The organism is Saccharopolyspora flava (assembly GCF_900116135.1).
GTDB classification, from domain to species: domain Bacteria; phylum Actinomycetota; class Actinomycetes; order Mycobacteriales; family Pseudonocardiaceae; genus Saccharopolyspora; species Saccharopolyspora flava.
Genome location: NZ_FOZX01000001.1, coordinates 807,647 through 833,125, shown reverse-complemented (window position 1 = coordinate 833,125; position 25,479 = coordinate 807,647). Strand labels below are relative to the sequence as shown.

Sequence of the window (25,479 nt, the reverse complement as noted above, 5' to 3'; positions counted from 1 at the left end):
ATGAGCGAGCAGAACACCATCCGCTGGGAATCCGACGCCGACGGCATCGTCGTGCTGACCCTGGACGACCCCCAGCAGCAGGCCAACACCATGAACCTGCGCTACCAGGCGAGCATGGACGCGGTCCTCGACCGCCTGGAATCCGAGCGCGACAGCATCACCGGCGTGGTCCTCACCTCCGCGAAGAAGACCTTCTTCGCGGGCGGTGACCTGCGCGAACTCATCCAGGCCCGGCCGGACGACGCCGAATCCGTCGGCGCCACCACCGCCAACGTCAAAAAGCAGCTGCGCCGCCTGGAAACCCTCGGCAAGCCCGTCGTCGCCGCGCTCAACGGCACCGCCCTCGGCGGCGGCCTGGAGATCGCGCTGGCCTGCCACCACCGCATCGCGCTGAACAACCCCAAGGCCCGCTTCGGGTTCCCCGAGGTCAGCCTGGGCCTGCTGCCGGGCGCCGGCGGTGTGGTGCGCAGCGTGCGCCTCATGGGCATCGCCGAGGCGCTGATGGGCGTGCTGCTGCAGGGCCAGCAGCTGCGCCCGGAGAAGGCGCTCAAGACCGGCCTGATCCACGAGATCGTCGACACTCCCGAGGACCTGCTGTCCAAGGCCAAGGAGTGGATCAAGGCCAACCCCGAGGCCGCCCAGCCGTGGGACACCGCCGGCTACAAGATCCCCGGCGGCACCCCGTCGAACCCGAAGTTCGCGGCGAACCTGCCCGCGTTCCCGGCCAACCTGCGCAAGCAGCTCAAGGGCGCCCCCATGCCGGCGCCGCGCAACATCATGGCCGCCGCGGTCGAGGGCAGCCAGGTCGACTTCGACACCGCCCTGGACATCGAGGGCCGCTACTTCGTGGAACTGGTCACCGGCCAGACCGCGAAGAACATGAGCAAGGCGTTCTTCTTCGACCTCCAGCACATCAACGCCGGTGGCAGCCGCCCCGACGGTGTGCCGCAGTTCCAGGCGAAGAAGGTCGCGGTGCTCGGCGGCGGCATGATGGGCGCCGGCATCGCCTACGTCTGCGCCAAGGCCGGCATGCAGGTCGTGCTCAAGGACGTCTCGCTGGAGAACGCCGAGAAGGGCAAGGACTACTCGGTCAAGCTCGTAAAGAAGGCCGTCGCCCGCGGCCGGTCCACGCAGGAGCAGGGCGACGAGCTGCTGGGTCGCATCACCCCGACCGACCAGGTGGAGCCGCTGTCGGGCTGCGACCTGGTCATCGAGGCGGTCTTCGAGAACCTCAAGCTCAAGCACCAGGTCTTCGGCGAGATCCAGGACGTCGTCGACGGCGACGCGCTGCTGTGCTCGAACACCTCGACGCTGCCGATCACCGACCTCGCCGAAGGCGTGCGCAACCGGGAGGACTTCATCGGTCTGCACTTCTTCTCGCCGGTCGACAAGATGCCGCTGGTCGAGATCATCTCGGGCAAGCAGACCAGCGAACGAGCCCTGGCCCGGGCTTTCGACGTCGTGCAGCAGATCAAGAAGACGCCGATCGTGGTCAACGACAGCCGCGGCTTCTTCACCAGCCGCGTCATCGGCACCTTCATCAACGAGGGCGTGGCGATGCTGGCCGAGGGCGTGCACCCGGCTTCCATCGAGCAGGCCTCCTCGCAGGCCGGCTACCCGGCGCCGGTGCTGCAGCTGTTCGACGAGCTGACCCTGACGCTGCCGCGCAAGATCCGCGACGAGTCCAAGGCCGCCGTGGAAGCGGCCGGTGGCACGTGGGATCCGCACCCGGCCGAGCAGATCATCGACCGGATGGTCGACGAGTTCGGCCGCACCGGCAAGTCCGGTGGTGCCGGTTTCTACGACTACGCCGACGGCAAGCGCGCCGGGCTGTGGCCGGGTCTGGTGGAGCACTTCGGTTCCGCCGACGCCGACCCGTCGCAGGTCGACCTGGTCGACCTGCGGGAGCGGATGCTGTTCGCGGAGGCCCTGGAGACCGTGAAGTGCCTCGACGAGGGCGTGCTGACCTCGGTGCCGGACGCCAACATCGGGTCGATCATGGGCATCGGTTTCCCGCCGTGGACCGGTGGTGTCGTGCAGTACATGAACGGATACCCGGGCGGTCTGGCCGGTTTCGTCGCCCGCTCCCGCGAACTCGCGGAGCGCTACGGCGACCGGTTCCAGCCGCCGGAGTCGCTGGTCAAGCGCGCCGCCAACGGCGAGCCGTTCGACATCGGCGAACCCGACTCGGAGATCGTGAACTTCACGTCGGCCCAGTGACGTGACACGATGGTGAGCTGACAAGACGAGGCGCCGGGTCCGATTCGGACCCGGCGCCTCGTTGCTCGATCAGCGAGCTCAGCCCTCGGGGTGGTCCACGACCGGGGCGTTGACGCACTGCGGGGTCTGCGGCGACAGGACCGGGACAACCGCGCCGAGAACGGCGACGTTGTCTCCGCACAGCTGCACCGGAACGGCGCTGATGTTGTTGTCGTTCGCCCCGTTGACGCCCTCGTTGTCCGCGCTGTCGGCGAACGCCGGGCCGGCCAGGGCCAGCATGGCGGTGGCGGCGCCGGCGACGCCGGCGATACGTGCAGCGGTACGCACTGTCGTTCTCCTTATGGATGACTGTTCTTCAGGGATGAACCCTTGCGGCACAGGGAATTTCTGCTCTTCGCCTGAGTCGCGCGGCAGAGTCTGCGACATGGCGCGCGCCCAAGTCGAACTCAGAAGGGCGTTTTCAGCCGAATACCCTCGATGGAGTGACGCGAACCGGACATTCCACTATGGCCTTTCATTTCAGCTGAAACCGCGGGGTTCTCAGTTCTGCGGCAGGACGCCGGTAATCCGCTGGAGCGGAGCGTCCGCCACGCCGCCCACGGCCTTGTCGACCTCGGACAGCACCGGAGCCTTCTGCGCGGCGGGCAGCACGTCGCTGGGCTTGGGCAGCGTCACCGGCTCGCCGGAGGTCTGCAGCGGGTTGTTGTTGAGCGTCGGGGCGACCAGCGCCACCGGGTTGCTCACCGGCTCGGACTCGTAGCCCTGGGCGGCGGTCAGCGCCACCGCGGTGTCCAGCGCCGAGAAGCCCTGGTGGTTGGGCTCGCGCGGGCCGATCTCGGTGTCCAGCAGCGCCGCGTCGGGCGTGTGCTCGTACACCACGCCGAGGTGGCCCGGGGTGACCGAACCGCTCACGGTCGGACGGGTCTTGGTCATCTTCGAAAGCCGCGTGGTCTCGGCGAAAACGTGCCCGAGGACCTGGTTGGGCTTGCCCGGCGCGAGCACCGGGCGGCCGTCCTGCAGCTCGCCGGCGACGCCGTGGGCGGTCTTGGTGATGTCCACGCCGACCTTCTTGACGACGTTCGGCGAGCTCACGTTCAGCTGCGTGTCGGCGCACGGCGCCTTGGTCGAGCTGAACGACGGGCCTTCCTGCATCTGGCAGGCGTTGGCCGGGATCTCCGCGGTGATCTCGTCCGGCACGGACGAGAGGTCGGGCTTGTCGATGTCGGTGGTTCCCGCCGCGTTCGCGGCACCGGTGCCGACGGTGGCGAGGCCCGCGGCCATGACGGCCGCCTTCACAGTGCGCGTGGTCCAGGAGCGCAAGATTGGATCTCCTCGAGTCAGAGGTGTTGGCACGGCTGACTCGACATCGGAGACGCTGTTAAGGATCTTGAGTCATGATCGACCAATGCAGCCCGAACGAGTGAATGTGCCCGTTCCGCTCGGGGCTGTGACAGGAAGGTTCCCTTGCGCCGGTCAGGACCGGTCGGCGTGGGCCGGGTGATGACAGGAAGGTTCCCTTGTGCCGGTCGGCGCCGCTGATCAGAAGCCGAGGCCGGGGGCGAACAGCGCGATCACGTGCTCGGTGGCCTTCTCGGCCGTGACCTCCGGACGGTTCTCCCGCCACAGCGCCAGTCGCTCGCTGGCTCCGATGATCGCCTCCGCGTAGGCCTCGGCCTGCTCGTCGTCGAGGTCGTCGCGGACCTGGCGCAGCAGGTCCGCGGTGAAGTCGCGCTGCTGGATGCGGATGGCCTCCAGCTCGGAGTTGACCGAGGCGTTGGGGATGGAGAACTCGTTGCGCAGCAGCGCCCAGGCCTGCTGGTGCTCGTCGCCGAAGCGGAAGAAGGCCAGCATGCAGTCGTAGAGCAGCTGCTCCGGGCCGGTGGCGTGGGCGGCGGCCCGGCTGGTGACCTCGAGCAGCTCGCGCTTGGAACGCCGCAGGCAGGCGAGCAGAAGGCCCTCCTTGGAGCCGAAGTACTCGTAGAGCATCGGCTTGGACAGGCCCACTTGACCTGCGATGTCGTCCATCGAGCTCGCTTGGTAGCCGTCGTTGGCGAAGACCCGCTCGGCGACTTCCAGGATCTGCGCCTCGCGTTCGGCGCGGGACATCCGCTTGCGGGCGCCCACTGCAGGAGAGCTCGTCACGAAATCAACCCTACCGCAGGTAACCTACTCGTAGTAGCCTACTCCCGAGTAGTTAGCGTGCCGGTGTCCGAGGAGGGGCTCTGATGGTGCAGAGGCAGTCGCCTGGCCAGCGTCGATACGAGACTTCGGTGGTCATCGTCGGAACCGGTTTCTCCGGTCTCGGCATGGCGATCAAGCTCAAGCAGGCCGGCATCGATGACTTCATCGTGCTGGAGAAGTCCGATGGTCTCGGTGGAACGTGGCGCGACAACACCTACCCGGGCTGCGCCTGCGACGTCCCCTCGCTGATGTACTCGTTCTCGTTCGAGCAGAACCCGAACTGGTCGCGGCTGTTCGCCGAGCAGGGCGAGATCAACGACTACCTGAGCTACTGCGCGGACAAGTACCAGGTCCGCGAACACGTCCACCACGGCGTCGAATTCACCGGTGCCGAGTACGACGAGCAGAGCAAGACCTGGCTGGTCACCACCGCTGACGGGACCGAATACGTCGGCCGCGCCCTGGTTTCCGGCGTCGGCGCCCTGCACATCCCCAGCTACCCGGACCTGCCGGGCGTGCAGGACTTCGAGGGCGAGATCTTCCACTCGGCGCAGTGGAACCACGACTACGACCTGACCGGCAAGCGCGTCGCCGTCGTGGGCACCGGTGCGAGCGCCATCCAGTTCGTGCCGCGCGTCGCCGAGAAGGCCGCGAAGCTGCACCTGTTCCAGCGCACGCCCCCGTGGATCCAGCCCAAGCCCGACCGCCCGATCCCCGAGTCGGTCAAGAAGCTGTTCCGCACCGTGCCGCTCACGCAGCGGGCGGCGCGCGCCGCCGTGTACTGGATTCTCGAGGCCCGCTACTTCGCGGTGTTCAACAAGCGCCTGGGCAAGGCGGCCGAGTGGCTGTCCAAGCGCTACATCCGCAAGACCATCTCCGACCCGAAGCTGCGCGAAGCCGTCACGCCGGACTACTCGATGGGCTGCAAGCGCATCCTGCTGTCCAACGACTACTACCCGGCGCTCAACCGGCCCAACGTCGACGTCGACACCAGCGGTGTCGCCGAGGTGCGGAAGAACTCGGTGGTCACCGGCGACGGCCAGGAGCACGAGGTCGACGCCATCATCTACGGCACCGGGTTCCACGTCACCGACGCCTACGACCACCTCGCCATCGTCGGGCGCGAAGGGCGCAAGCTCCAGGACACCTGGCGCGACGGGGCCGAGACCTACCTCGGCATCACCGTTTCCGGGTTCCCCAACCTGTTCTTCCTGCTCGGGCCGAACACCGGGCTCGGGCACAACTCGGTCGTGTTCATGATCGAATCCCAGCTGAACTACGTGATCGACTGCATCCGCCGCATCCACCGGGGTGAGATCGGGCAGGTCGACGTGCGTCAGCCCGTGCAGGACGCCTTCAGCCAGGAGCTCCACGGCGAGCTCGGCGGAGAGGTCTGGTCGGTCGGCGGCTGCCGCAGCTGGTACCTCGACGAGAACGGCGTGAACCGCACCCTGTGGCCGGGCTTCACCTGGAAGTACTGGATGCGCACCAGGAAGGTCGACTACGCCGACTACGAGGTCGCGGCCCGCTGAGGTGATCGACTCGCCGCCCCCGGTTGAACCTTCGCACGAGCGTTCGATATAGTGATCGAGTCACTGTCGAGCAGCTCCGTCCGGAGCGCACCCTAGCTAGGGGCGGCGATGTCACCGCTGTCGTCCGATGAACTGCGCGCCATCCGCGAGGAACTCAGCGCGGGAACCACACCGACCGTGTGGTTCACCAGCTCTGCCGTCGGCGTCCAAGAAGGTCGCTCCGGCAAGGTGATCGCGCTCGGCGAACCCGCCGAAGGGGACTTCATCCAAGTCCGCCCCGCCGGATCGAAGGACGTGCTGTCCTTCTCGACCGCCGAGGTCACCCAGGTCAAGCCGCCGCGCAAGAAGCCGGCCCCGCCGGAACCGGCCAAACCCGCGGCGGCGAAGCCCCCGGCGAACAAGCCCGCCCAGACCGCTGCGGCGAAACCGGCCGAGAAGCCCGCTGCCAAACCAGCGACTCCCGCGACCACGTCGACGCCCTCGCCCGCGGCGAAATCCGGTGACACCGCTGCCGCGCGCCGCAAGCCGCGACAGGCCAAGCCGCAGATCGGTGGCGCCGTGGTCACGCTCACCGCCGATCAGGACGGGCAGTGGAGCGTCGAGGTCGCCAACACCAAGCGCAAACTCGTCAAATCGACCCAGGTGCCGGCCAACGCCGTCGCGCAGGCGGCGAAACTCCTGCACGACGACGTCGCCGCGGCCGTCGAGCCGCTCATCGAAGCCGCTCGCGAACAGCACCGGGCCCGCGTTGAGCAACTCCGGGCCGAACTCGAAGCGGCCCAGGCCGCGCTCGAAGAACTCGACGAGTGAACGCGCTGTCGTCCCCACCGGGACGACAGCGTCCTCATCCCACGCCGACCGGAACCGCGGCTCCCGCGGGTGGCGAGCATGGGAACCTTCCTGTCACGCCCCTGCGCCGCTCCAGCGCGCGTCGGGTGAGATCTAGCCTTCGATGCCGGTCGGCCCGCTCAGCGTCCGCTCGCCGCGATCCGTCGGCGGGATCCGGTCGTACTCGGCCGGGTCGATCCGGGCCACCTCACCGCTGGCGATGGAAGAAAGGATCCCATCCAATCCGATGTGGACGGTCTGGGTGAGGGTCTCCCGGTGCTGCTCGCCCAACGTCTGCGTCTGCCCGCGGACCTCGAACAGCACCGCGCCGCTGCCGTTGAGCTGGAACGCCCCGAGGCCGGTGCCCGGCAGGTTGATGTCCTGCGGGTACAGGGTGATGTGGCCGAAGTCGGGGTTGCGGTCGGCCGCGTCCTGCAGCGCGTTGTAGGCGGCCACGTTGAGCTGACGGGAGTACTCCGGACGGAACGTGTCGCCGAACTCGGCGAACGCGGCGCCCTCGGGTGTGCGCGGGTCCGCGACGAACTTGCCCGACAGGCTCATCGTCACGAAGTCATCGGTACCCGGCACCGTGTAGCACGCGCCCTGGTGATGAAGGTCGACATAGGTGTCGACCGCGCCGAACTCCGCGCGCAGCCGCTTGTAGACGTCCCGGACCGTCTGCGTTTCCGGGCTGATGAACCACCCCGGCTCGTCGCTGCTGCCCGGGAAGTCCTGCGGCTGCGGCCGGTAGTCCAGATCCGGGTGGTAGTCGCGGTTGACGTCGAAACCCGGACGTTGCGAGTAGTCGTCACCTTGGCGCTGATCGGTGATGTAGTTCCACGGCGGAGGCGACGCGGCCAGCTGCGGGAACCGCGCCTGCGCTTCCTGCCAGGTCATGTCGTTGCCCCGCCGATCCAACGACGCCGCATCCGGGTTGATCTTCGGCATCGCGACCACCGTCAACCGGTCGCGGATCTGCCGGGCCGCCGTCGAATCCGACGTCCCCAGGTAGTCGACGACATCCAGCAGCGCATCCGGGCCGGTCTTCTCGTTGCCGTGGATCTCGGCGGTGATGAACACGACCTTCGGGCCCGTCCCGACCCGGGCGAGCATCATGCCGCGCCCCCGGTTCGAGGTCCCCACCTCCTCGACCGCCACCCGGCCTCGGCTGACCCGCTCGATGCGGTCCAACTCCACCAGCAGCTCGTCGTAGCCGGTGAACTCGCTGATCGGGTTCTCCCGCGGTTCCTCGCTGCACGGAGGCGGTGCCGCGGCGGTGTGCGGAGCCGACGCCGTCGAGGGAACGAACGCGGCACCCACCACGACGCCGACCAGCGCCAGTGCTCGTAAACGGTGCATTGCCGAACTCCTTGCCGTAGGCGAAACGCGGTTCAGGCAAATCGCTCGACCCGAAACGCACAATCGGCCAAGAGGGGACAACCCGGATATCGCGTGAATTCGCCGGAATGGACACGAGGCGCTCGCGCCGCCTATCAAGAGCAGGTGCGCACACCCGTCTCCACCGGCTCCCCGACACCGCTGCGACAGCGACCCTTCCGATTCCTGCTGATCGCGACGGTCGGAGGGTTCTCCGGGTACGCGCTGCTGCTGCCGGTCGTGCCGCTGTGGGCGGTCGCCGGAGGTGCCGGAGAGGTCGCGGCCGGCGCGACGAACGCGGTGTTCATGCTGGTCACAGTGCTCACCCAACTGGTGATGCCGTGGTTGCTGCGCCGCGTCGACTGCCGGGGGCTGTTCGCTCTCGGCACCGCGCTGATCGGAGCACCCACACCGCTGTTCGCGCTCTCCAGCGACATGGTGACGCTGCTCGGAGTCTCGGCGCTGCGCGGGATCGGCTTCGGGATCCTGACCGTCACCGGCTCCGCGCTCACAGCCGAACTCGTCCCGACCGCCCAGCGAGGCAGGGCCGCCGCCTACTACGGCCTGGCGATCGGACTCCCCAACGTCGCACTGCTCCCGGCGGGCGTGTGGCTCAGCGACCGCATCGGATTCGAGCCGCTGTTCTGGGCCGCCGGTGCGGTGCCGCTCGTGGCCGCGCTGACCGCGCTGGGCATCACGCGGGTGCGACTCGGCGAGGCGCCGCGGACCGCCCCCGCCCAGCCGGTCGCCTTGCTGCCGTCCTGGACGATCATGGTCGTCAACACCGCAGCCACCGGAGGCCTGACCGCTTTCCTGCCGATGGCCGTGGACGCCTCCATCGCGCCCGCCGCGCTGCTCGTCTTCGCCGCCGCGACCATGCTCGGCCGCTGGCTCGCGGGACACGTGGGGGACCGGCTCGGCCAGCGAGGCGTCCTCGCGCCCGCGACCCTGCTCGGCGGCATCGGCGTCCTGCTGCTGGCCCTGGCGGCCTGGAGCTCTGACCCGGTCGCCCTGGCCGGAGCAGCGCTGTTCGGGGCCGGCTTCGGCGCGGTGCAGAACACGACCCTCATCCTCATGCTGGAACGAGTCGACTCGGCCACGGCCAGCACCGCCTGGAACATCGCCTACGACGGCGGCCACGGACTCGGTGCCATCGGCTTCGGCGTGCTCATCGCCGCATCCGGATATCCCGTGACCTTCGCGATCACCGGCGTCCTGCTGACACTGTGCCGAACCCTCGCCGCCCGCCGGTGGGCGTGAAGCAGGGGAACCTTCCTGTCACCGCCGCGCGCGAACCGCCCCACGAGGAGCACTCGCGCTGTGGGGTCGGCCACACCGCGCTCCGAGGGGTCGGGGACGGCGAGGTCACTGACAGTGGTCGACGCCCGCGGCCGGAGATGCCGGGCGGTTGCCACCGCCGCGGGGCACCTAGAATCGGGGTGTGTTGCGCAGCCTGTTGACCCCACGTTGGCTGCTTCTGCATGTGCTGTTCATCGTGGCCACGATCGCCACCGGCTTCCTCGCCGTGTGGCAGTGGGACCGCGCGCACGAGGCGGGTGGGAGCTTCCAGAACCTCGGCTATGCGCTGCAGTGGCCGCTGTTCGGCGCCTTCACGATCTTCCTGTGGATCAAGCTCATCCGCATGGACCTCGCTCAGCACGACGGCGAGGGCGAAACCGGAAGCGCTCCCGAAACCGGCACCCCGGAAGAACACCAGGAGACGACTCCCGAAACAGCGGAACAACGCCGGACGCGACCGCTCGTGCCACCCCCGGCGCCGTCCGTCGACGCCGACGAAGATCCGGAACTGGCCGAGTACAACAAGTACCTGGCCGGGCTCAACGAATCTGATCAGTCCGCTAGTTGAACGTGATCCCGCCGTTGATCTCGCGGGTTTGCACCAGATTCGTGACCTGACCCTTGTTGATGTTGACCACGTTGTCCGACGCGGTGATCTCGTTGTGCACGGCCGCACCCTCGTGGCGCAGCTGCTCGGCGAACTGCGCGTCCTCCGCGCACACCTCGTCCAAGCGCTCGGCCAGCGCGGTGATCTGAGCAGGGCCCGCATCATCCCGCTCAGCCGCCTCCAACGCGGCCTGCGTGTCCGGGTCCCGCTGCGACCTGCGGCTCAGCAGATCGCGCACCTTCGCCAAAGCCATCGTCCCCGCAGCGCTCAGCGCGGTGGCGGCCTGCCCGCCGAGTGCGGTGGCCAACGAATCCAGGAACGGGTCGGTCATCTGTCCTCCGCGAGCAAGGGAACCAATCTGTCACGAAGTGTAGTGATCTGGACCGTCTCCGTGTCGATTTCAAGTCGAATTCAGTTGTTCGGCAGCACGCTGGCCACGCGGGCGGGTGTGATATCAACGAACTGGTTGACGGCAAAGCGAAACGATGCCGATTGCTTCCGTTCAGCGGAAGCCGGTGGTTCTTTCCGGCCGCTGGGATCGGTGAACGCGAGTGCGGATGTGCACCGCGTCCCGCGGTCGGTGGCCGGATCTTGCGGACACTTTGGTGATAGGGGCTGGCGTGCGCAGCGGCGTGCTGTTGAAGATGTTCGGACTGTGCGTCCTTGCCGGCGTACTGGTGGCGGCATTACTGCTGCCCATGGCGACCGGGGCAGGGGCGATGGTCAACCAGACCACCCATGCCATGTCGAGAATGTCGAGTTCGCTCGCAAAGCAGGAAATGCCGCAGGTGTCCACGGTCACCGATCGCAACGGCAAGCCCATCGCGCACTTCTTCAAGGACTACCGGGTGGAAACCCGCCCGGACCAGATCGCCGACACCATGAAGGCCGCCATCACCGCGGTCGAGGACAAGCGGTTCTGGCACCACGGCGGCGTCGACTGGCACGGCACCATCCGGGCCCTGGCCACGAACATCGGCAGCGGTGAAACCGCCCAGGGCGCGTCGACGATCACCCAGCAGTACGTGAAGAACTACCTGGTGCACGTCACCGCCACCAACGAGCTCGAAGCCGAGCAGGCCAAGGAAACGACGATCGCGCGCAAGCTCCGCGAAGCCAAGATCGCCGTCGAGCTCGAACGCACGATGTCCAAGGAAGAGATCCTCACCGGGTATCTCAACGTGGTGCCGTTCGGCAACCAGACCTTCGGCGTCGGAGCGGCCGCTCAGACCTACTTCGGCACCACCCCGGACAAGCTGACGATCGCGCAGGCCGCCCTGCTGGCCGCCGTGGTCAACCAGCCCGGATCGCTGAACCCCAACAGCAACCCGCAGGACGCCCTCGCCCGGCGCAACCTGGTCATCGACCTGATGGCGGACAACAACAACGACATCCGCATCACCAAGGAAGACGCCGAGATCGCCAAGCAGGAGCCCTTGGGCGTGCTGTCCCCGCTGGGCCGCCCGCCGAACGGTTGCGTCGGCATCGGTGACGGCACCACCGACGGCTTCTTCTGCACCTACGTCCGCGACTACCTCGAGCGCTACGGGATCGACACCGACAAGCTCAAGGTCGGCGGCTACACCATCCGCACCACGCTCGACCGCACCGCCTCGGACGCTGCCAAGCAGGCCGCGCAGAAGCAGGTCCCGACCCAGACCGAGGGCATCGCCAACGCGATGTCGGTCGTCGAACCCGGCAAGGACAAGCACAAGGTCCGCGCGCTGGTCGCCAACCGGGACTTCGGCAACGACTCCTCCAAGGGGCAGACGGCCTACGACATCGTCAGCCGGGTGCAGCCCTTCGGCGCCGGGTCGATCTACAAGATCTTCACCGCCGGCGCCGCGCTCGAACGCGGCATGGACATCTACGACACGATCGACGTGCCCGCCAGCTACACCTCGCGCATCTACAAGAACGGCCTGGCGCCCTACACCGTGCACAACGCCGACGGCGTCCGGCCAGGGCCGCGCACCTTGCAGATGGCGCTGGCCACGTCCCCGAACACCGGGTTCGTGGCGCTGCTGGAACGCGTCGGGTTGAACAACGCCGTCGACATGGCCGCCAAGCTCGGGATGCGCAAGAGCATCAACGGCGTCAACGCACTGGGATCCACGCTCAAGGACGACGGCTCCAACGGCCCCTCGCTCGGCGACTCCATCAAGCGCCACAACAACGGGGCCTTCACCCTCGGCTTCACGCCGACCAGCGTGCTGGAGCTGTCCAACGTCGCCGCCACGATCATGAGCGACGGCGTCTACTGCCCGCCGACGCCGATCGAGGAGATCAAGGACCGCTACGGCAACCCGGTCCCGCTCAACGAGCCCGGCTGCGAGCAGGCCGTCTCGCCCGCGGTGGCCACGGCGCTGGCGCAGGGGCTGAGCAAGGACGACACCGAGGGAACCTCCCGCGCAGCCGCCCAGGCGGTCCAGTGGACCCGGCCGATGATCGGCAAGACCGGCACCACCCAGGAGCACAAGTCCGCCGCGTTCCTGGCCGCCACCCCGCAGATGGCGGGCGCGGTGCTGACCTACTCCGACGGCAAGCGCCCCCAGGGCATCTGCGACGGCGGCGGTGACGCCCCGCCGTACCTGTGCGGGGACGGCAACATCTACGGCGGCAAGGTGCCCGCGCGCACCTGGTTCGACGCGATGACGAAGATCCACAGCGGTTTGCCGACCGTGCCCCTCCCGGGCACCCCGGCACCACCGCCGGCGCAGGGCCCGCCGCCCGGAGCGCCGACCCCGTAATCGGGCGTGAGAACAAGGGGGCCTTCCCGTCATTTCGGATGACAGGAAGGCCCCCTTTCTCGTGTCCCCAGGGTGTGCTCAGCGGAAACTCAGAAAACGTTGGCAAAATGCCGACGTGGTTTCCGAACGTGATCGAGTGGATGTTCGCGGCACCGTCTGGTTCGTCGTCCTCGCCTACGCTCCCGCCTGGCTGTTGAGCCTCCCCCTGTGGCTGAGCGGTGAAGGACTGTCGTGGAAGTGGGCACCGGTCGCCCTCACGCTCATGATGTTCGTGCCCGCGGTGGCCGCGTTGGTGGTCAGCCGGTGGATCAGCCCGAGCCCGACGCCGCTGCGATCACTGGGACTGACCAACCCCGGCGGGATCAAGAAGTGGTGGCGCTACGCGCTCCTTGCATGCGTCGGCCCACTCGCGGCGATGCTGCTCGCCCTGGCGGTCGGCTACCTGCTCGGCGTGTACAAAGCGGACTGGACCGGGTTCTCCGGGCTCGCCGAGCAGAGCGGAACCACCGTCGTCGGCCAACACAACCAGACAGCACCGACCGGGCTCGCCGCGACCCAACTCGGCTGGATCTTCCTGCTCGGGTGGGTCCAGGCGCTTCCCGCGCTCGGCGAGGAACTCGGCTGGCGCGGCTACCTGGCCAAGCAGCTGCTCCCGCTCGGTCAACCCGGCTCGTTCCTGACCACCGGTGTTCTGTGGGGCCTGTGGCACGCTCCGATCCTGATCCTCGGCTACAACTACCCGACCGTGCCCGTCGTGGTGGCGTTCCTGATGATGGGCTGCTTCTGCGTCCTGGTGGGGACGTTGCTGAGCTGGCTGCGGCTGGCATCGGGCAGCGTGTGGCCGGCGGCGATCGCACACGGATTCCTCAACTCCGCGGGCACCATGGCCCTGGTCTTCAGCCAGGCCGGACATCCCGTCGACAACGCCGGAGTCGGCTTGCTGGGGTGGACCGGCTGGATCGTGCTGATCCTGCTCATCCTCGTGCTGATCATGATGGGGAAACTGCCGGTCAGGTTCCCAGAGGTGAAGCAGGGCATCAGCAAGGGCGTCGAACGGCGCAGCCGCAAGGCCTGAGCGAAGCACGGGAACCTTCCTGTCATTCCCGCGCGAACCCACGGCCACGATGCGCGTGCCCGGGAACTTTGGCGTGACAGCATTGAGGCATGGTGACGAGTCTGCTGCCCTCCACCCAGCGCGCGCTGCTGCGACGTCTGGCCGTGGAGCAGAGTGAAAACCGCGTTCCTTCCCTCATCGCCGGATTGCTGCGCGACGGAGAAACCATCTGGGTCGACTCCCGCGGCCAGGTGAACGGGGCACCCGCCTCGACCGACACCCAGTACCGGATCGGTTCGATCACGAAGACCTTCGTGGGCGTCATGGTGATGCGGCTTCGCGACGAAGGTCGCCTCGACCTCACCGACAAGCTCGACGAGCACCTTCCGGGAACGGCACTCGGCGACCGCAGCCTCGGCGAGATCCTCAGCCAGAGCAGCGGACTGACCGCGGAACCGGCCGGGCAGTGGTGGGAACGCACCCCGGGAGGAAGCCCGGAGGAACTGCTCGCCACTGTCGACGGCAGCGCGATCCGCCCGACACCCCGCCACCAGTTCCACTACTCGAACGTCGGATTCGGCATCCTCGGCGAACTGGTCGCCCGCCTGCGCGGCGCCCCGTGGCACGAAGTGATGGAACGCGAGATCCTTCGGCCGCTCGACATGCGCCGCACCACCCTGAGCCCCGTCGCTCCGCACGCCGAAGGACTGGCCGTGCATCCGTGGGCGGACGTCGTCCTGCCCGAACCGGCCGAGGACACCGGGGCAATGGCACCGGCAGGGCAGCTGTGGTCGACCTTCGACGACATGGCCAGGTGGGCCCGTTTCGTCCTCGGTGACACCGGAGAAGTGCTGCACCCGGACACCGTGGCGGAGATGCGGGTGCCCGGATCCGTCGACGACGGGCCGGAATGGCGTTCCGGATACGGACTGGGACTCCAGCTGATCCGGAACAACGGTCGCCGACTCGCAGGTCACAGCGGCTCGATGCCGGGCTTCCTGGCCAGCGTGTGGGCCGACCCGGCCGAGAACGAGGCGGTGATCTTCATGGCCAACACCACGGCCGGCGTCACCGGTGCCCTCGGCACGGACCTGCTCGATGCGCTCGCCGAGCACGAACCGCGCATCCCGGCACCCTGGGTCCCGCGTCCCGACGTCGACATGGGGCTGCTCGAACTGACCGGTGAGTGGTACTGGGGCCCGTCCCCGCACGTGCTGCGGGTCCTGAGCAACGGTCTTCTGGACCTCAGGCCGGGCCACGGACGCAAGGGGAGGGCCTCGCGGTTCCGCCCCAACGGCGACGGCACCTGGACCGGCCTCGACGGCTATTACGCGGGCGAGACCCTGCGCATCGGCCGCGACGCCGACGGCATCCCCAACCACCTCAACCTCAACACGTTCATCTTCACCCGCACCCCCTACGCCGCCGACGCCCCGGTGCCGGGCGGCGTCGCCGGGTGGAGGCCCGCCGGTAGCTGACGGTGAGCTTGGGATCCTTCCTGCCACCAAGACGACAGGAAGGATCCCAAGCCGCGTGCGCGGGTGCCGCTGTGAGCGGCCGAGCAGGTGCGGCATGCTGGCCGCATGCCCGAAGACCTGCCCATCACCGACGCCTGGAGCATCCCGCCCGCAGAACTCTCCGAGCGCTTCTCCCGGTCATCCGGGCCAGGTGGGCAGGGCGTCAACACCACCGACTCGCGCGTGGAGCTGTCCTTCGACCTCGCGCGGGCAGCGTCCGTGCCGGAGAAGCTGCGAGCACGCGCGATCGAGCGGCTCGGGAACCGGCTCGTCGACGGGGTCATCACGATCACCGCGTCCGAGAACCGAGCCCAACTGGCCAACCGGCAGGCCGCCCGCGAACGCCTCGCCGCCGTGCTGGCCGCCGCCGTCGCACCATCCGCGGCACGGCGCCGCCCCACCAAACCGACCAAGGGATCGCAGAGGCGGCGCCTGGCGGGCAAGAAACGACGCTCCGAGATCAAACGCCAGCGCAGACGCGGTGACCCCGGCGACGCCTGAGCTGCGAATACCCCATTCCTCGATACTCTTGCGCACGAGGTGAATGCAGGAGGGAACGAGCTGATGCGCACAGCATGGGTCATGCCCGGCGGTTCCACCTTCGGAGCCATCCAGGCCGGTCTGGCAACGGCACTGATCGAGCACGGCATCAGGCCCGACGTCGTCGTGGGCACCTCCGCAGGCTCGCTCAACGCGGCGTGGATCGCGGGAGACCCCACCGTGGGCGGCGTTGAGAAGCTGCGCGAGCTGTGGAAGTCGATGCGGCGTGCCGACGTGTTCCCGATCCAGCCGATGCGGATCCTCGCCGGCAAGCTCGGCCTGTCCAACCACGTCATGGGCAACCACGGGCTCGCCCGATGGCTGCACGAAACGCTGCCGTTCCGCAGGCTCGAGCAGGCCGCGATCCCGCTGACCGTCACCGCGACCGACCTCGTCACCGGGGAAGCCGTCTACTACGAAGACGGCCCCGCCTTGCCCCCGCTGGTGGCGTCCTGCTCGATTCCCGGCATGTTCCCACCCGTGAAGGTGGGCGATCGCTGGTTGGTCGACGGAGGCCCCGCGGCCTTCATGCCGATCAGCCGCGCCGTCGAGCAGGGAGCTCAACGCGTGTTCGTGCTGCCCTGCGGCGGCACCGAACCGTTCGAACTCGACTCCCACCGGTGTCGCGGCGTCGGCTCCATCGCGACCTGGCCGCCGCCGAAAACACCGCCGCGCTCCGTCGGCGGCGTCAACGGCGCAGCCCTGGGCGCCGCGATGCTCTCGGCCGCTCGCCTGGACATGCAGCTCAACGCTTCCCGCTGCGAGTTGTACGTGGTCCCGGCTCCTTCCGTCGTGGGCCTGTCGCCCTACTCGTTCGCGCACTCAGGCGCCCTGATCGACACGGCCTGGCGCGTCGCCGGCGACTGGCTGCCGTCGGCTGCACCCGTCCCGGCAGGACAGGCTGTGGACATCACCGGCAAGCCGACCGATGGCGACCGCTTCGGCGTCACGGATTCGGCACCCGTGTCCTGAAGAACGCACGGCTGATCAGGCGTCCCGCCCGCACCAGGGGATGTCGCCGCGAACCCGACGAACTCGCCGCGGACGGCCGTTTTCCGGCCCCGGTGAGGTGTGCGACGTGCAACCGGTCGCGCGGTGGATCGAGATCAAACCGGTAGGCCCGCAGGGTCGCGCGCGGCAGCGCGGTCCCACGGCGACTGCCGCGATCCATCTCGGTGACCAGTTCCTCGAAATCGCACAGGTTTTCCCGCTGGACGGCCTCGAACAGGAGCTGCTTGGTGAGCGCGGCCGTCAGGAACGTGCGGGCACCGTCCATCACCGCGCGCACCGGCGGAGCCACCGGAATCCCGTCGATGAGAACGGGTTTCGGCAACCGCGTGGTGCGTTCGAATCGGGTTCCCGCGTAGCTCTGGATCTTCTGGCCGTGCGGGATAAGGATGTGGACGTCAGCCGATTGCGGAGGCGATTTCAAACCGTGCAGGCGCGCCGCCTGCAAGCCCGTGACCATTGCGCCCGGCCCTGCCCGCAGCAGCGCGGCGTCGATGCGGTCGCGCACCGTCGCGGGACCCGGTGCGACGAGCACGATTCCGGGGGCCAGACGTGTCCAGGGACCGTCGGCGCGAGCCCAGCGGTAGGCGGTGGACTGGCTGATCCCGAACCGGGGGAGTTCAGCGACGCGGTAGACGCGACGCTGCAGGTTCCTGGCGGCTTCCTTGGCGGCGATCGATTTCTGCATGCAGAGAACTATCGCCTCTAGCGCGCGGAAATCGTGGAATCAAGCGTTGGGTGTGCGCGTGTTGGTAACCGGGTGGGCTCGACCGTCCGGCTACGAGGTGGGCGTGGGAGCGCTTCGTCCCGACCGAGCCGGGAGGAAGCGCTCCCACGCCCACCTGGAGCGGGAATCACCGGGTGGCAGAAAGGTTCCCCTGCTCCTCCGGGTGCCGCTGCATCCACCACTGCATCGCGTATTCGACCAGCCGGATCAAGGACTGCTTGGTGGACTCCCTGTTCCGGGCGTCGCAGGTGACGATCGGAACGTCGTCGGGGATCGCCATCGCTTCCCGAACCTCTTGCACGCGGTGCTGCAGGGTTCCGTCGAAGCAGTTGAGGCCCACGATGTACGGCAGCTTCCGGTCTTCGAAGAAGTCGATGGCCGAGAAGCAGTCCGCGAGACGCCGCGTGTCGACCAGCACGATCGCGCCGATCGCCCCGCGGACCAGGTCGTCCCACATGAACCAGAACCGGTGCTGACCAGGCGTTCCGAACAGGTAGAGGATCAGATCCGAATCCAGCGACAGGCGGCCGAAGTCCATGGCCACCGTCGTGGTCTGCTTGTGAGGAGTGGCGTGCAGGTCGTCGATTCCGTGACTGGCCTCGGTCATGACCGCTTCCGTGGTCAGCGGCACGATTTCCGACACAGAACCCACGAACGTGGTCTTTCCTGCGCCGAAACCACCGGCGACGACGATCTTCGCCGACGTGGTGGTCGGAGACCTGCGGGGGGATTCAGGTCGGGCTTGCGTATCAGGATTCATGTCTGCCCACTTCAGTCATCGAGTCAGAGCTGGGTTGCTGCGCTCGGCGCGCAGGGGAGTCAGAGCCGACGTAGGCCGCTCAGCACTCGTTCCATCAACAGGAAGTGCGACGAGCTGGTGCTGTCGCTGACGGTTTCGTGCACGGTGATCAACCCCAGATCCGCCATGTCACCGAGCAGCACCTTGGCCACGCCGAGCGGAACTCCGAGCATCGCGCCCACTTCGGCCACCGACCTGGGGTGCCGGCAGATCTCGGCGATCGAGTGGTGCTCGGTGCGCCGCAACCGTTCCGGCGTGCAGAACTCGCTGGCCGTGACCAGCGTTTCCAGCTCCAGGTGGTGGTTGGACCTCGTGCGACCTCCGGTCCACGCGTAGGGGCGGATGGAGGTCGACATCGCGTCACCGTTCGGTGAAGCGTCCGGGGCCGTCCTGGACGCGGGCACCTGTGCCGGAGGGTGCTCGCCGTGACCGTCGGAAGCCGGCCAGGGCGGTTCGGGAGCGGAACTGCCGGGCTCGGGTGCGGATGGCTGCGGCACGCGGTCGCCACCGCCCGGTTGTTCGGTCGCGCCCTGCGGTCCGGGGTCCTTCCGCGCACGCTTCCGGAGCCACCCGCGGCGGCCGCTGTCCAGGGTGAACCGGTTGAAGACCTCCGCCACGCCGTCGTCCGACGCATCGGGGTCACGCCACCGGTGTTGCCCGGTCGGGTCCGGACCTTCGCTCATCTCCGCCTCACACCGACTGTCCGGTCATCACGCGGTTCGTGCCTTGCAGTTGAGAGCGCAGCTCGGGCGTCAGGATCTGGCCGACGCGTTCGACCAGCAGCGTCATCTCGTAGGCGATCAACCCCATGTCGCATTGCGGAGCCGCCAGCACCGTCAGGCAGGAACCGTCGCTGATGGCCATCTGCAGCATCAGGCCGCGTTCCATCTCGACCACGGTTTCGGTGACCGCGCCCGCCTCGAAGCACCTCGCGGCCCCTTGGGTGAGGCTGAGCAGCCCGGACGCTACCGCGGCGAGCTGATCGGCGCGGTCGGTGGGGAGCTTCGCCGATGCGGTCAGCAGAAGTCCGTCGGCAGAGACGACGACTGCGTGGGCGACACCGGGGACTCGCTCGGTGAAGTCCGTGACGAGCCAACCGAACTGACTCGGCTGGGAATTGTGGGCGTTCATGGCGCCTCCTTTCCTCCTAACTGATTCGGGGGTCACCGGGTCTCATCCGTTGAGGGTTGAGGGTCGCGGAGACTGTGCTTGCCTTCGCGGACTCCGCGTTGGAAGCTGGCCAGCCGACCTCGCATCGCGTCTGCGTCGCGGGGCGGTGCGGTGGCCGAATCGGTGGCCAAGCCCGAAACCAGCTGGGCCCTGGGGGTGCGGCGGGGAAGCCCGGAGGGCGTGTAGTGCACGGCCTCGCCGGAGGTCTCCTCCACCGCTGCGGTTGCGGGGTTTTCAGGTGCGTCGGGTGGTGCGGTGGCGGGGTCCTCGACCGCGGTGCCCGCGGCCTGGCCCGCCTGCTTCAACCGGTGCCGACCTCGCTGCACACCGGCCTGGAAGCTGGCCAACCTGCCTCTGGCCAGGTTGGCGTCCCGAGTCGGCCGGGCTTCGTCGGAATCGGGCCGCTCAGCGCTCCCGGCGACCAGGTTCGCCAGCGGAACCCGCTGCGGCAGACCGGCCGAGGTGAAGTCCGTGGGCTCGGCCGCCGCGACCTCCTCGGCCCGCTGCCTGCCCTCATCGCTGGCGAAGGTCCAGTCCCGGGGACCCGAATCGCTCGTTGACTCGTCGGTCTCGTCGGAGGAAGGGACCTCTTCTTCCACGTCCACTGCCGCGAACGTCTCGGTGTTCGGGCCGTCGGCCTCGTCGGGCCACAGGAGCTCCGGCTCGCCGTCGGGCCGTTCCTGGAACCACGCCGAGGACAACTCGTCGAGGATCGACTCCGCGGTGGAGGGAACCTCCATCGCGGGCGGAGGCTCGGTGGAGATCTCCTGCGTGGTGAACAGGTCCGCGGGGGAGTTGTCCGGCGAATCGTCGCCGGCCTCGCGGAAGAGGTGGAAACCGTTGTGAGTGGGCGGGTTGTTGATCGCGTCCTGCTCGGCGGCTTCCCAGTCGAACTGCCGGATGAGCGTGTCGTCGTCGTGATCGGGGCGGTAGACGCCGTTGGTGCGCGGGGCGGGCAGCGAGACGTCGTCGACCAGCAGCTCCGGGCGCAGCGTCAGCGACACCCGCACGCCCGTGCCCTCCTGACCGGGAGCCAGCTCGACCCGGATCCCGTGTCGGCGGGCCAGCCGCCCCACCACGAACAGGCCCATCCGCCGGGACGTGGACTGCTTGATCTCCTCGTCAGAGGTCAAGCGCTCGTTGGCTTCGGCGAGCTCGGCGGGATTCATGCCGATGCCCTCGTCGTCGATGTCGAGACGAAGGGAACCATCCTTCTCCCGCTGCCCCGACACCACCACCTGCGTCTGCGGTGCCGAGAAGTTCGCCGCGTTGTCGAGCAGCTCCGCCAGCAGGCGCACCAGGTCGCTGGCCACGTATCCGACGATCTTGGTGTCGGGCAGTTGCTGCACGTTCACCCGCGGGTAGTGCTCGATCTCCGAGACCGCCGCCCGCAACAGGTCGGCGGGGGTGGTCGGCCGGGTGAAGCGCCGGGCGAGGTCCGCACCGGAGAGCACCATCAGGTTCTCGTTGTTGCGGCGCATCCGGGTCGCGAGGTGGTCCAGCTGGAACAGCGTCGCCAGCTGGTCGGGGTCCTCTTCGTCGCGTTCCAGCTGCTCGAACAGGCGCAGCTGGCGCTCCAGCAGGCTCTGGCTGCGCCGCGACACGTTGATGAACGAGTCGCTGTAGCTGCGGCGGAGCTCGGCCTGCTCGGTGGCGAGGGTGACCGCCTGCTCGTGCACGTCGTCGAAAGCGCGGGCCACTTCACCGACTTCGTCGGTGGTGGAGACCGGCACGGGGTCGACGGCCAGCGGTGCGTGCCCGGCGCGGATGTCGGCGACGGCGTTGGGCAGCTGGTGGTTGGCGGTGTCGAGCGCGCTGCGCCGCAGCAGGTCGAGCGAGCCCAGCAGGTGCCGGGCCATGACGACGACGATCGCTCCGGCGATCAGCAGGGCGCTGAGCAGGAGGACCGACGAGAGCCCGGCGAGGTTGCCCGCGGTGTCCTGCAGGGTGAACGCGGTGCTGTGCAGCTGGCGGTCGAGCTGCGCCTGCAGGTCGTTGAGGGCCTTCGTGGCGGTGTGGGACTGGTTCTTCCAGGTCGTCGTCGACACCAGGTGCGAGGACAGGCTGGAACGGGTGTTGTTCTGCTCGGCCATGGCCAGCTGCACCGAGGTTTCCCGCGCGGGCACCTGGGGATTGGCGTAGAGCCGGTCGTACCGGATTCGCTGCTCCGGGTCGGCCGCGGCGCGGAACTCCTTGACGGCCGCGGTGCGGCGGGCCTCGCTGGCGGCGAGCCGGGCGAGGTTGTCGCTGGTGAACTCATCGCGGGACAGCCCGGTGAGCACCAGTGCCTGCTGCAGCTGCACCTCTTCGCTGATCTTGGCCAGCTCGTGCACGGTGGTGGCGGTGGCCACCAGTTCCGACGACGAGATCTGGCTGATCAGGGTGCGGTCGAGCGCGAGCATCACGTCGATGAGCTCGGTGTAGGAGTTGGCGGTGATGCCGGGGTCGACCTGGCCGCCGAGCACGAGCCTGCGGATGGGGTCGAGCTCGGTCGACTGCCGGTCGGTTTCCTGCCGGGCGTAGCGCACGGCGTCGCTGTCGGGGGCGGCGCGCAGCAGGCGTTGGGTTTCGGCGAGGGCCCGGTCCGATTCGGCGAACCGGTTCCGCACGTCGGCGTCGGTGACCTGTCCGTGTGCCAGGAATTCGGCGGCCTGACTGCGTTCCTCCTGCAGCCGGTCGACCGCCGTGCGCACGGCGCGGCCTGCTGAGACGACCCGGTCCATCTGCTCGTAGTTGTTGGCCTCGGTGATCTGGCCACGAATCTGCAGGACGCCCAGCACGATCGCGAAGATGACCGGGACGAGCACGACCGCGGCAATCTTGACCGGGAGTTTCCAGTTCTGCCACGTGATGATTCGAGTTGTGGCGCGCGACCACATGGACGTCCGGGTCGCGTTCGCGGGCGGGTCTTGTACTCCGCTGCTCACGACGCAGTCCTTTCCCGCGCGGTGGAAGCTTTCATCGCCAACTGCGCGTTCGTGTGGTGGGCAGGCCGGCCCGCCTCGGGTGTGTGCGCGGCAGGTCATGCGTGGTTGGCGGCGCTGCCTGCGTTTCGGGGTTTATTCGCGGGTGGCCGTGCGGTCTTCGACGTCGGTTTTCGAAGGCCTGCGATGTCGGGGGTGATCGCGGCGGCATCGAATAGGTTCGCACCGGTCGTCGGCGTGCAGAACACTACCTCACCGGAATGATCTACCAAGGATCTCGAATTTGATCCGCTGACCTGCGCATTCGCATCGATGGAGATCATCTTTGCGGGTGGTGGGGGGCTCGCTGGGCACAATGGACACTGCTCGTGTTCATTTTCCAGGAGGTCAGCGGCGCTTTAGTCACCCGATGGGGAGAATCTTTCCTATCGGGTGACGATGAGGGCGAAAGCGACAGGAAGGTTCCCTTGCTCTTCCTGTGTTACCCTCGCCTAATTCCCCTGTTGATCAGCGAATATGCTGTTCATCGGGTCGATCATGAAGGGCTCGGAGCTGCCGTCCGACACCCGGAGGGGCATGGCTTCGAGTGCCGCTCAATCACGCGTAGTGACTGTTCGATTCATCAATAGGTGTGGTGTGTCGCTGCCGTAGTCCAGGTATTGCGAATTGATCGTTAGACTCCGGCTCCGGTTGGCATCGCAAGTCGTGCGGTCACCGACCGCCGTTGAATTCACGATCGAGGGAGATCGGGAAGGACTGCGGCGGCCGGACGGAGTTGGGGGACTTCGCAGCATCGGCGGAACACGCCGGTGCGATGCTCGAAATGCTTGGAAGGATGCATGCGCAACGCCACCCAGCCACCGCCGCCCCCTCGGCAGACCGAAGCCACGTTCGGGCAGATCGACAAATCCGCCCGGCGCACCGACCTGCCCGAGCCCGCTCGCCCGAAGCCGGACTACCCGGCACTGGCGCGCAGTGACGAGTTCCGCGAACTGCGCGGCAGGCTGCGCAGGTTCACGTTCCCGATGACCGCGATCTTCCTCATCTGGTACGTCGGCTACGTCATCGCCGCCGCCTACTTCCCCGATTTCATGGCGATCCGGCTGTTCGGGACCGTCAACATCGGTCTGGTCTTCGGCATCGCCCAGTTCGTCAGCACCCTGGTCATCACCGTCCTCTACCTGCGCTACGCGGCAGCCGAGATCGACCCCCGCGCCGACGACCTCTACCGCCAGGCCACCGGGGAGGAGCGCCCGTAATGGACACCAACCCGATGCTCAACATCAGCATCTTCGCGGCATTCGTGCTGGTCACGCTGTACATCGTCTACCGCGTGAGCAGTGCGGGCACCACCACCGACTACTTCGCCGCGGGCTCGCAGTTCACCGGTGCGCAGAACGGAATCGCGCTGTCGGGCGACTTCCTGTCGGCCGCCTCGTTCCTCGGCATCGCCGGCGCCATCGCCGTGCACGGCTACGACGGGTTCCTCTACTCCATCGGCTTCCTGGTCGGCTGGCTGGTGAACCTGCTCCTGATCGCCGAACTCCTGCGCAACACCGGCAGGTTCACCATGGGCGACGTCCTCAGCTACCGGATGGAGCAGCGCCCGGTGCGCGCGGCGGCGGCCGTGTCGACCATGGTCATCTCCTTCATCTACATGATCGCGCAGATCGCGGGCGCCGGAAGCCTGGTCGCGTTGCTGCTCGACGTGCACAGCGCCTCCGGCCAGGCCCTGGTGATCGCCGCGGTCGGTGCCCTGATGGTCGTCTACGTGCTCGTGGGCGGGATGAAGGGAACCACCTGGGTGCAGATCATCAAGGCCGTGGGCCTGATGCTGTGCGTCGCGCTCATGACCCTGTTCCTGATGGGCAAGTTCGGCTACAGCATCACGTCCCTGATGCAGCACGCGGCCGAGCGGAACCCGCTCGGCGAGCGGATCTTCGCCCCCGGCGCCCAGTACGGCGAGAACGGCACCACCAAGCTCGACTTCGTGTCGATGTCGCTGGCCCTGGTGCTCGGCGTGGCCGGTCTCCCGCACGTCCTGATGCGCTTCTACACGGTGCCCAACGCCTTGCAGGCCCGGCGTTCGGTGGTGTGGGCGACGGTCACCATGTCCGTGTTCTACCTGTGCACGCTCGTGATCGGCTTCGGCTCGGCCGCGGTCAGCGGCACGGACTCGATTCTGTCGGCCCCGGGTGGCGAGAACTCCGCGGCACCGCTGCTGGCCTACCGCATCGGCGGCACGGTGCTGCTGGGCGTGGTCGCCGCGGTCGCGTTCGCCACGATCCTCGCCGTGGTGGCGGGGCTGACGCTGACCGCGTCGGCCTCCTTCGCCCACGACGTCTACGCCAACGTCTTCAAACGCGGCCAGGCCGACCCGGAATCGGAGATCAAGGTGGCACGGCTGACCGCGTTGATCATCGGTGCGACCTCGATCATCGGGGGCATCCTGGTCAACGGCCAGAACCTCGCGTTCCTGGTGTCGCTGGCGTTCGCCTTCGCCGCCTCCGCGAACCTGTCCACGCTGCTGTTCTCGCTGTACTGGCGGCGGTTCAACACCCGGGGAACCCTGTGGGGCATGTACGGCGGGCTGGCGACCTGCCTGCTCCTGATGATCTTCTCCCCGGTCGTCTCCGGAGCCCCGACGTCCATGATGCCCTGGGTCGACTTCGCCTGGTTCCCGCTGAACAACCCGGGCCTGGTGTCGATCCCGGCCTCGTTCCTGTTCGGCTACATCGGCACCCTGCTCGGCGAGCGGGAGGACGACGACCGAAACGACGAGATGGAAGTCCGATCGTTGACCGGCATCGGCGCCCACTGATCGCCCGACCACTGGATGGGAACCTTCCTGCCACTTCCCCGGCAGGAAGGTTCCCTGGTTTTCAGGCCTGCTCCCCGGTAATCGGGGTCGCACGGAGCGTAAGGATGCCGTCAGGGATGCCGATT

Annotated in this window: 23 protein-coding genes; 12 read left to right on the top strand and 11 right to left on the bottom strand. The window is 68.0% G+C overall.

Going from position 1 to position 25,479, the window contains the following annotated elements; translation table 11 throughout:
• Entirely contained in the window at nt 1–2,220 is a 2,220-nt protein-coding gene (locus BM424_RS03805) for a 3-hydroxyacyl-CoA dehydrogenase NAD-binding domain-containing protein (RefSeq protein ID WP_093413695.1), read from the top strand.
• A gap of 78 nt (nt 2,221–2,298) precedes the next feature.
• Here the strand turns inward: BM424_RS03805 and BM424_RS03800 are convergent, their stop codons facing one another.
• The 3 genes from BM424_RS03800 to BM424_RS03790 form a co-directional block, all read right to left on the bottom strand.
• Complete coding sequence (locus tag BM424_RS03800; RefSeq protein ID WP_245775586.1) at nt 2,299–2,547, bottom strand: hypothetical protein; 249 nt, start codon at nt 2,545–2,547, stop codon at nt 2,299–2,301.
• Between the two features lie 213 nt (nt 2,548–2,760).
• On the bottom strand, nt 2,761–3,540 hold the full coding sequence (locus BM424_RS03795; RefSeq protein WP_139273994.1) for a hypothetical protein: 780 nt from the start codon (nt 3,538–3,540) through the stop codon (nt 2,761–2,763).
• 219 nt (nt 3,541–3,759) lie between these two features.
• Complete coding sequence (locus BM424_RS03790; RefSeq protein ID WP_342742586.1) at nt 3,760–4,362, bottom strand: TetR/AcrR family transcriptional regulator; 603 nt, start codon at nt 4,360–4,362, stop codon at nt 3,760–3,762.
• An 83-nt stretch (nt 4,363–4,445) separates the two neighbouring features.
• Between BM424_RS03790 and BM424_RS03785 the strand changes: the two genes are divergently transcribed.
• Together BM424_RS03785 and BM424_RS03780 are read left to right on the top strand one after the other, a co-directional pair.
• Complete coding sequence (locus tag BM424_RS03785) at nt 4,446–5,933, top strand: flavin-containing monooxygenase (RefSeq protein WP_093413692.1); 1,488 nt, start codon at nt 4,446–4,448, stop codon at nt 5,931–5,933.
• A 108-nt stretch (nt 5,934–6,041) separates the two neighbouring features.
• On the top strand, nt 6,042–6,743 hold the full coding sequence (locus tag BM424_RS03780; protein ID WP_093413690.1) for a DUF6319 family protein: 702 nt from the start codon (nt 6,042–6,044) through the stop codon (nt 6,741–6,743).
• Nucleotides 6,744–6,875: 132 nt separating this feature from the next.
• Here the strand turns inward: BM424_RS03780 and BM424_RS03775 are convergent, their stop codons facing one another.
• Nucleotides 6,876–8,120 (bottom strand): M14 family zinc carboxypeptidase, encoded by a 1,245-nt coding sequence (locus tag BM424_RS03775; protein WP_093413689.1) that lies wholly within the window; start codon nt 8,118–8,120, stop codon nt 6,876–6,878.
• 144 nt (nt 8,121–8,264) lie between these two features.
• On the opposite strand from BM424_RS03775, the gene BM424_RS03770 reads away from it, so the two are divergent.
• A complete protein-coding gene (locus BM424_RS03770; RefSeq protein ID WP_093413687.1) occupies nt 8,265–9,398 on the top strand; it encodes an MFS transporter in 1,134 nt (377 codons plus the stop codon).
• Between the two features lie 181 nt (nt 9,399–9,579).
• Nucleotides 9,580–10,005 carry a hypothetical protein gene (locus tag BM424_RS03765; RefSeq protein ID WP_093413686.1) on the top strand — a complete coding sequence of 142 codons (426 nt, stop codon included), beginning with the start codon at nt 9,580–9,582 and terminating at the stop codon, nt 10,003–10,005.
• On the opposite strand, the gene BM424_RS03760 is transcribed toward BM424_RS03765, so the two are convergent.
• Nucleotides 9,998–10,375, bottom strand: coding sequence for a hypothetical protein (locus BM424_RS03760; RefSeq protein ID WP_093413684.1), 378 nt, complete (start codon nt 10,373–10,375; stop codon nt 9,998–10,000). The two genes, BM424_RS03765 and BM424_RS03760, sit on opposite strands and share 8 nt — an antisense overlap.
• A 171-nt stretch (nt 10,376–10,546) precedes the next feature.
• Nucleotides 10,547–10,846: a hypothetical protein gene (locus BM424_RS29355; protein WP_245775666.1), complete on the bottom strand. Its 300-nt coding sequence runs from the start codon at nt 10,844–10,846 to the stop codon at nt 10,547–10,549.
• Between BM424_RS29355 and BM424_RS03755 the strand changes: the two genes are divergently transcribed.
• The 5 genes from BM424_RS03755 to BM424_RS03735 all read left to right on the top strand — a co-directional run bounded on the left by BM424_RS03755 (nt 10,824) and on the right by BM424_RS03735 (nt 16,877).
• A complete protein-coding gene (locus BM424_RS03755; RefSeq protein WP_245775655.1) occupies nt 10,824–12,794 on the top strand; it encodes a transglycosylase domain-containing protein in 1,971 nt (656 codons plus the stop codon). The genes BM424_RS29355 and BM424_RS03755 overlap by 23 nt on opposite strands.
• Nucleotides 12,795–12,909: 115 nt before the next feature.
• Complete coding sequence (locus BM424_RS03750) at nt 12,910–13,869, top strand: CPBP family intramembrane glutamic endopeptidase (RefSeq protein WP_175547918.1); 960 nt, start codon at nt 12,910–12,912, stop codon at nt 13,867–13,869.
• Nucleotides 13,870–13,958: 89 nt separating this feature from the next.
• On the top strand, nt 13,959–15,326 hold the full coding sequence (locus BM424_RS03745) for a serine hydrolase domain-containing protein (protein WP_093413680.1): 1,368 nt from the start codon (nt 13,959–13,961) through the stop codon (nt 15,324–15,326).
• A 105-nt stretch (nt 15,327–15,431) separates the two neighbouring features.
• Nucleotides 15,432–15,866: an alternative ribosome rescue aminoacyl-tRNA hydrolase ArfB gene (gene arfB, locus BM424_RS03740; protein ID WP_093413678.1), complete on the top strand. Its 435-nt coding sequence runs from the start codon at nt 15,432–15,434 to the stop codon at nt 15,864–15,866.
• Nucleotides 15,867–15,929: 63 nt separating this feature from the next.
• Nucleotides 15,930–16,877, top strand: a complete 948-nt coding sequence (locus tag BM424_RS03735; protein ID WP_093413676.1) for a patatin-like phospholipase family protein — start codon at nt 15,930–15,932, stop codon at nt 16,875–16,877.
• Here BM424_RS03735 and BM424_RS03730 read toward each other — a convergent pair.
• The 5 genes from BM424_RS03730 to BM424_RS03710 all read right to left on the bottom strand — a co-directional run bounded on the left by BM424_RS03730 (nt 16,852) and on the right by BM424_RS03710 (nt 22,536).
• Entirely contained in the window at nt 16,852–17,601 is a 750-nt protein-coding gene (locus BM424_RS03730) for a hypothetical protein (protein WP_093413675.1), read from the bottom strand. The genes BM424_RS03735 and BM424_RS03730 overlap by 26 nt on opposite strands.
• Nucleotides 17,602–17,767: 166 nt before the next feature.
• The gene (locus tag BM424_RS03725; RefSeq protein WP_093413673.1) at nt 17,768–18,400 is read right to left on the bottom strand and encodes a GTP-binding protein; all 633 of its coding nucleotides are present in this window, start codon (nt 18,398–18,400) and stop codon (nt 17,768–17,770) included.
• 59 nt (nt 18,401–18,459) lie between these two features.
• The gene (locus tag BM424_RS29350; protein ID WP_245775585.1) at nt 18,460–18,795 is read right to left on the bottom strand and encodes a DUF742 domain-containing protein; all 336 of its coding nucleotides are present in this window, start codon (nt 18,793–18,795) and stop codon (nt 18,460–18,462) included.
• 334 nt (nt 18,796–19,129) lie between these two features.
• Complete coding sequence (locus tag BM424_RS03715) at nt 19,130–19,570, bottom strand: roadblock/LC7 domain-containing protein (protein ID WP_093413670.1); 441 nt, start codon at nt 19,568–19,570, stop codon at nt 19,130–19,132.
• 32 nt (nt 19,571–19,602) lie between these two features.
• The gene (locus BM424_RS03710; RefSeq protein ID WP_093413669.1) at nt 19,603–22,536 is read right to left on the bottom strand and encodes a nitrate- and nitrite sensing domain-containing protein; all 2,934 of its coding nucleotides are present in this window, start codon (nt 22,534–22,536) and stop codon (nt 19,603–19,605) included.
• A gap of 836 nt (nt 22,537–23,372) precedes the next feature.
• On the opposite strand from BM424_RS03710, the gene BM424_RS03705 reads away from it, so the two are divergent.
• Both BM424_RS03705 and BM424_RS03700 read left to right on the top strand, forming a co-directional pair.
• On the top strand, nt 23,373–23,792 hold the full coding sequence (locus BM424_RS03705) for a DUF485 domain-containing protein (protein ID WP_093413667.1): 420 nt from the start codon (nt 23,373–23,375) through the stop codon (nt 23,790–23,792).
• Nucleotides 23,792–25,354 (top strand): solute symporter family protein, encoded by a 1,563-nt coding sequence (locus tag BM424_RS03700; protein WP_093413666.1) that lies wholly within the window; start codon nt 23,792–23,794, stop codon nt 25,352–25,354. Before BM424_RS03705 ends, BM424_RS03700 begins: the two co-directional genes overlap by 1 nt.
• Nucleotides 25,355–25,479: the final 125 nt, after the last annotated feature.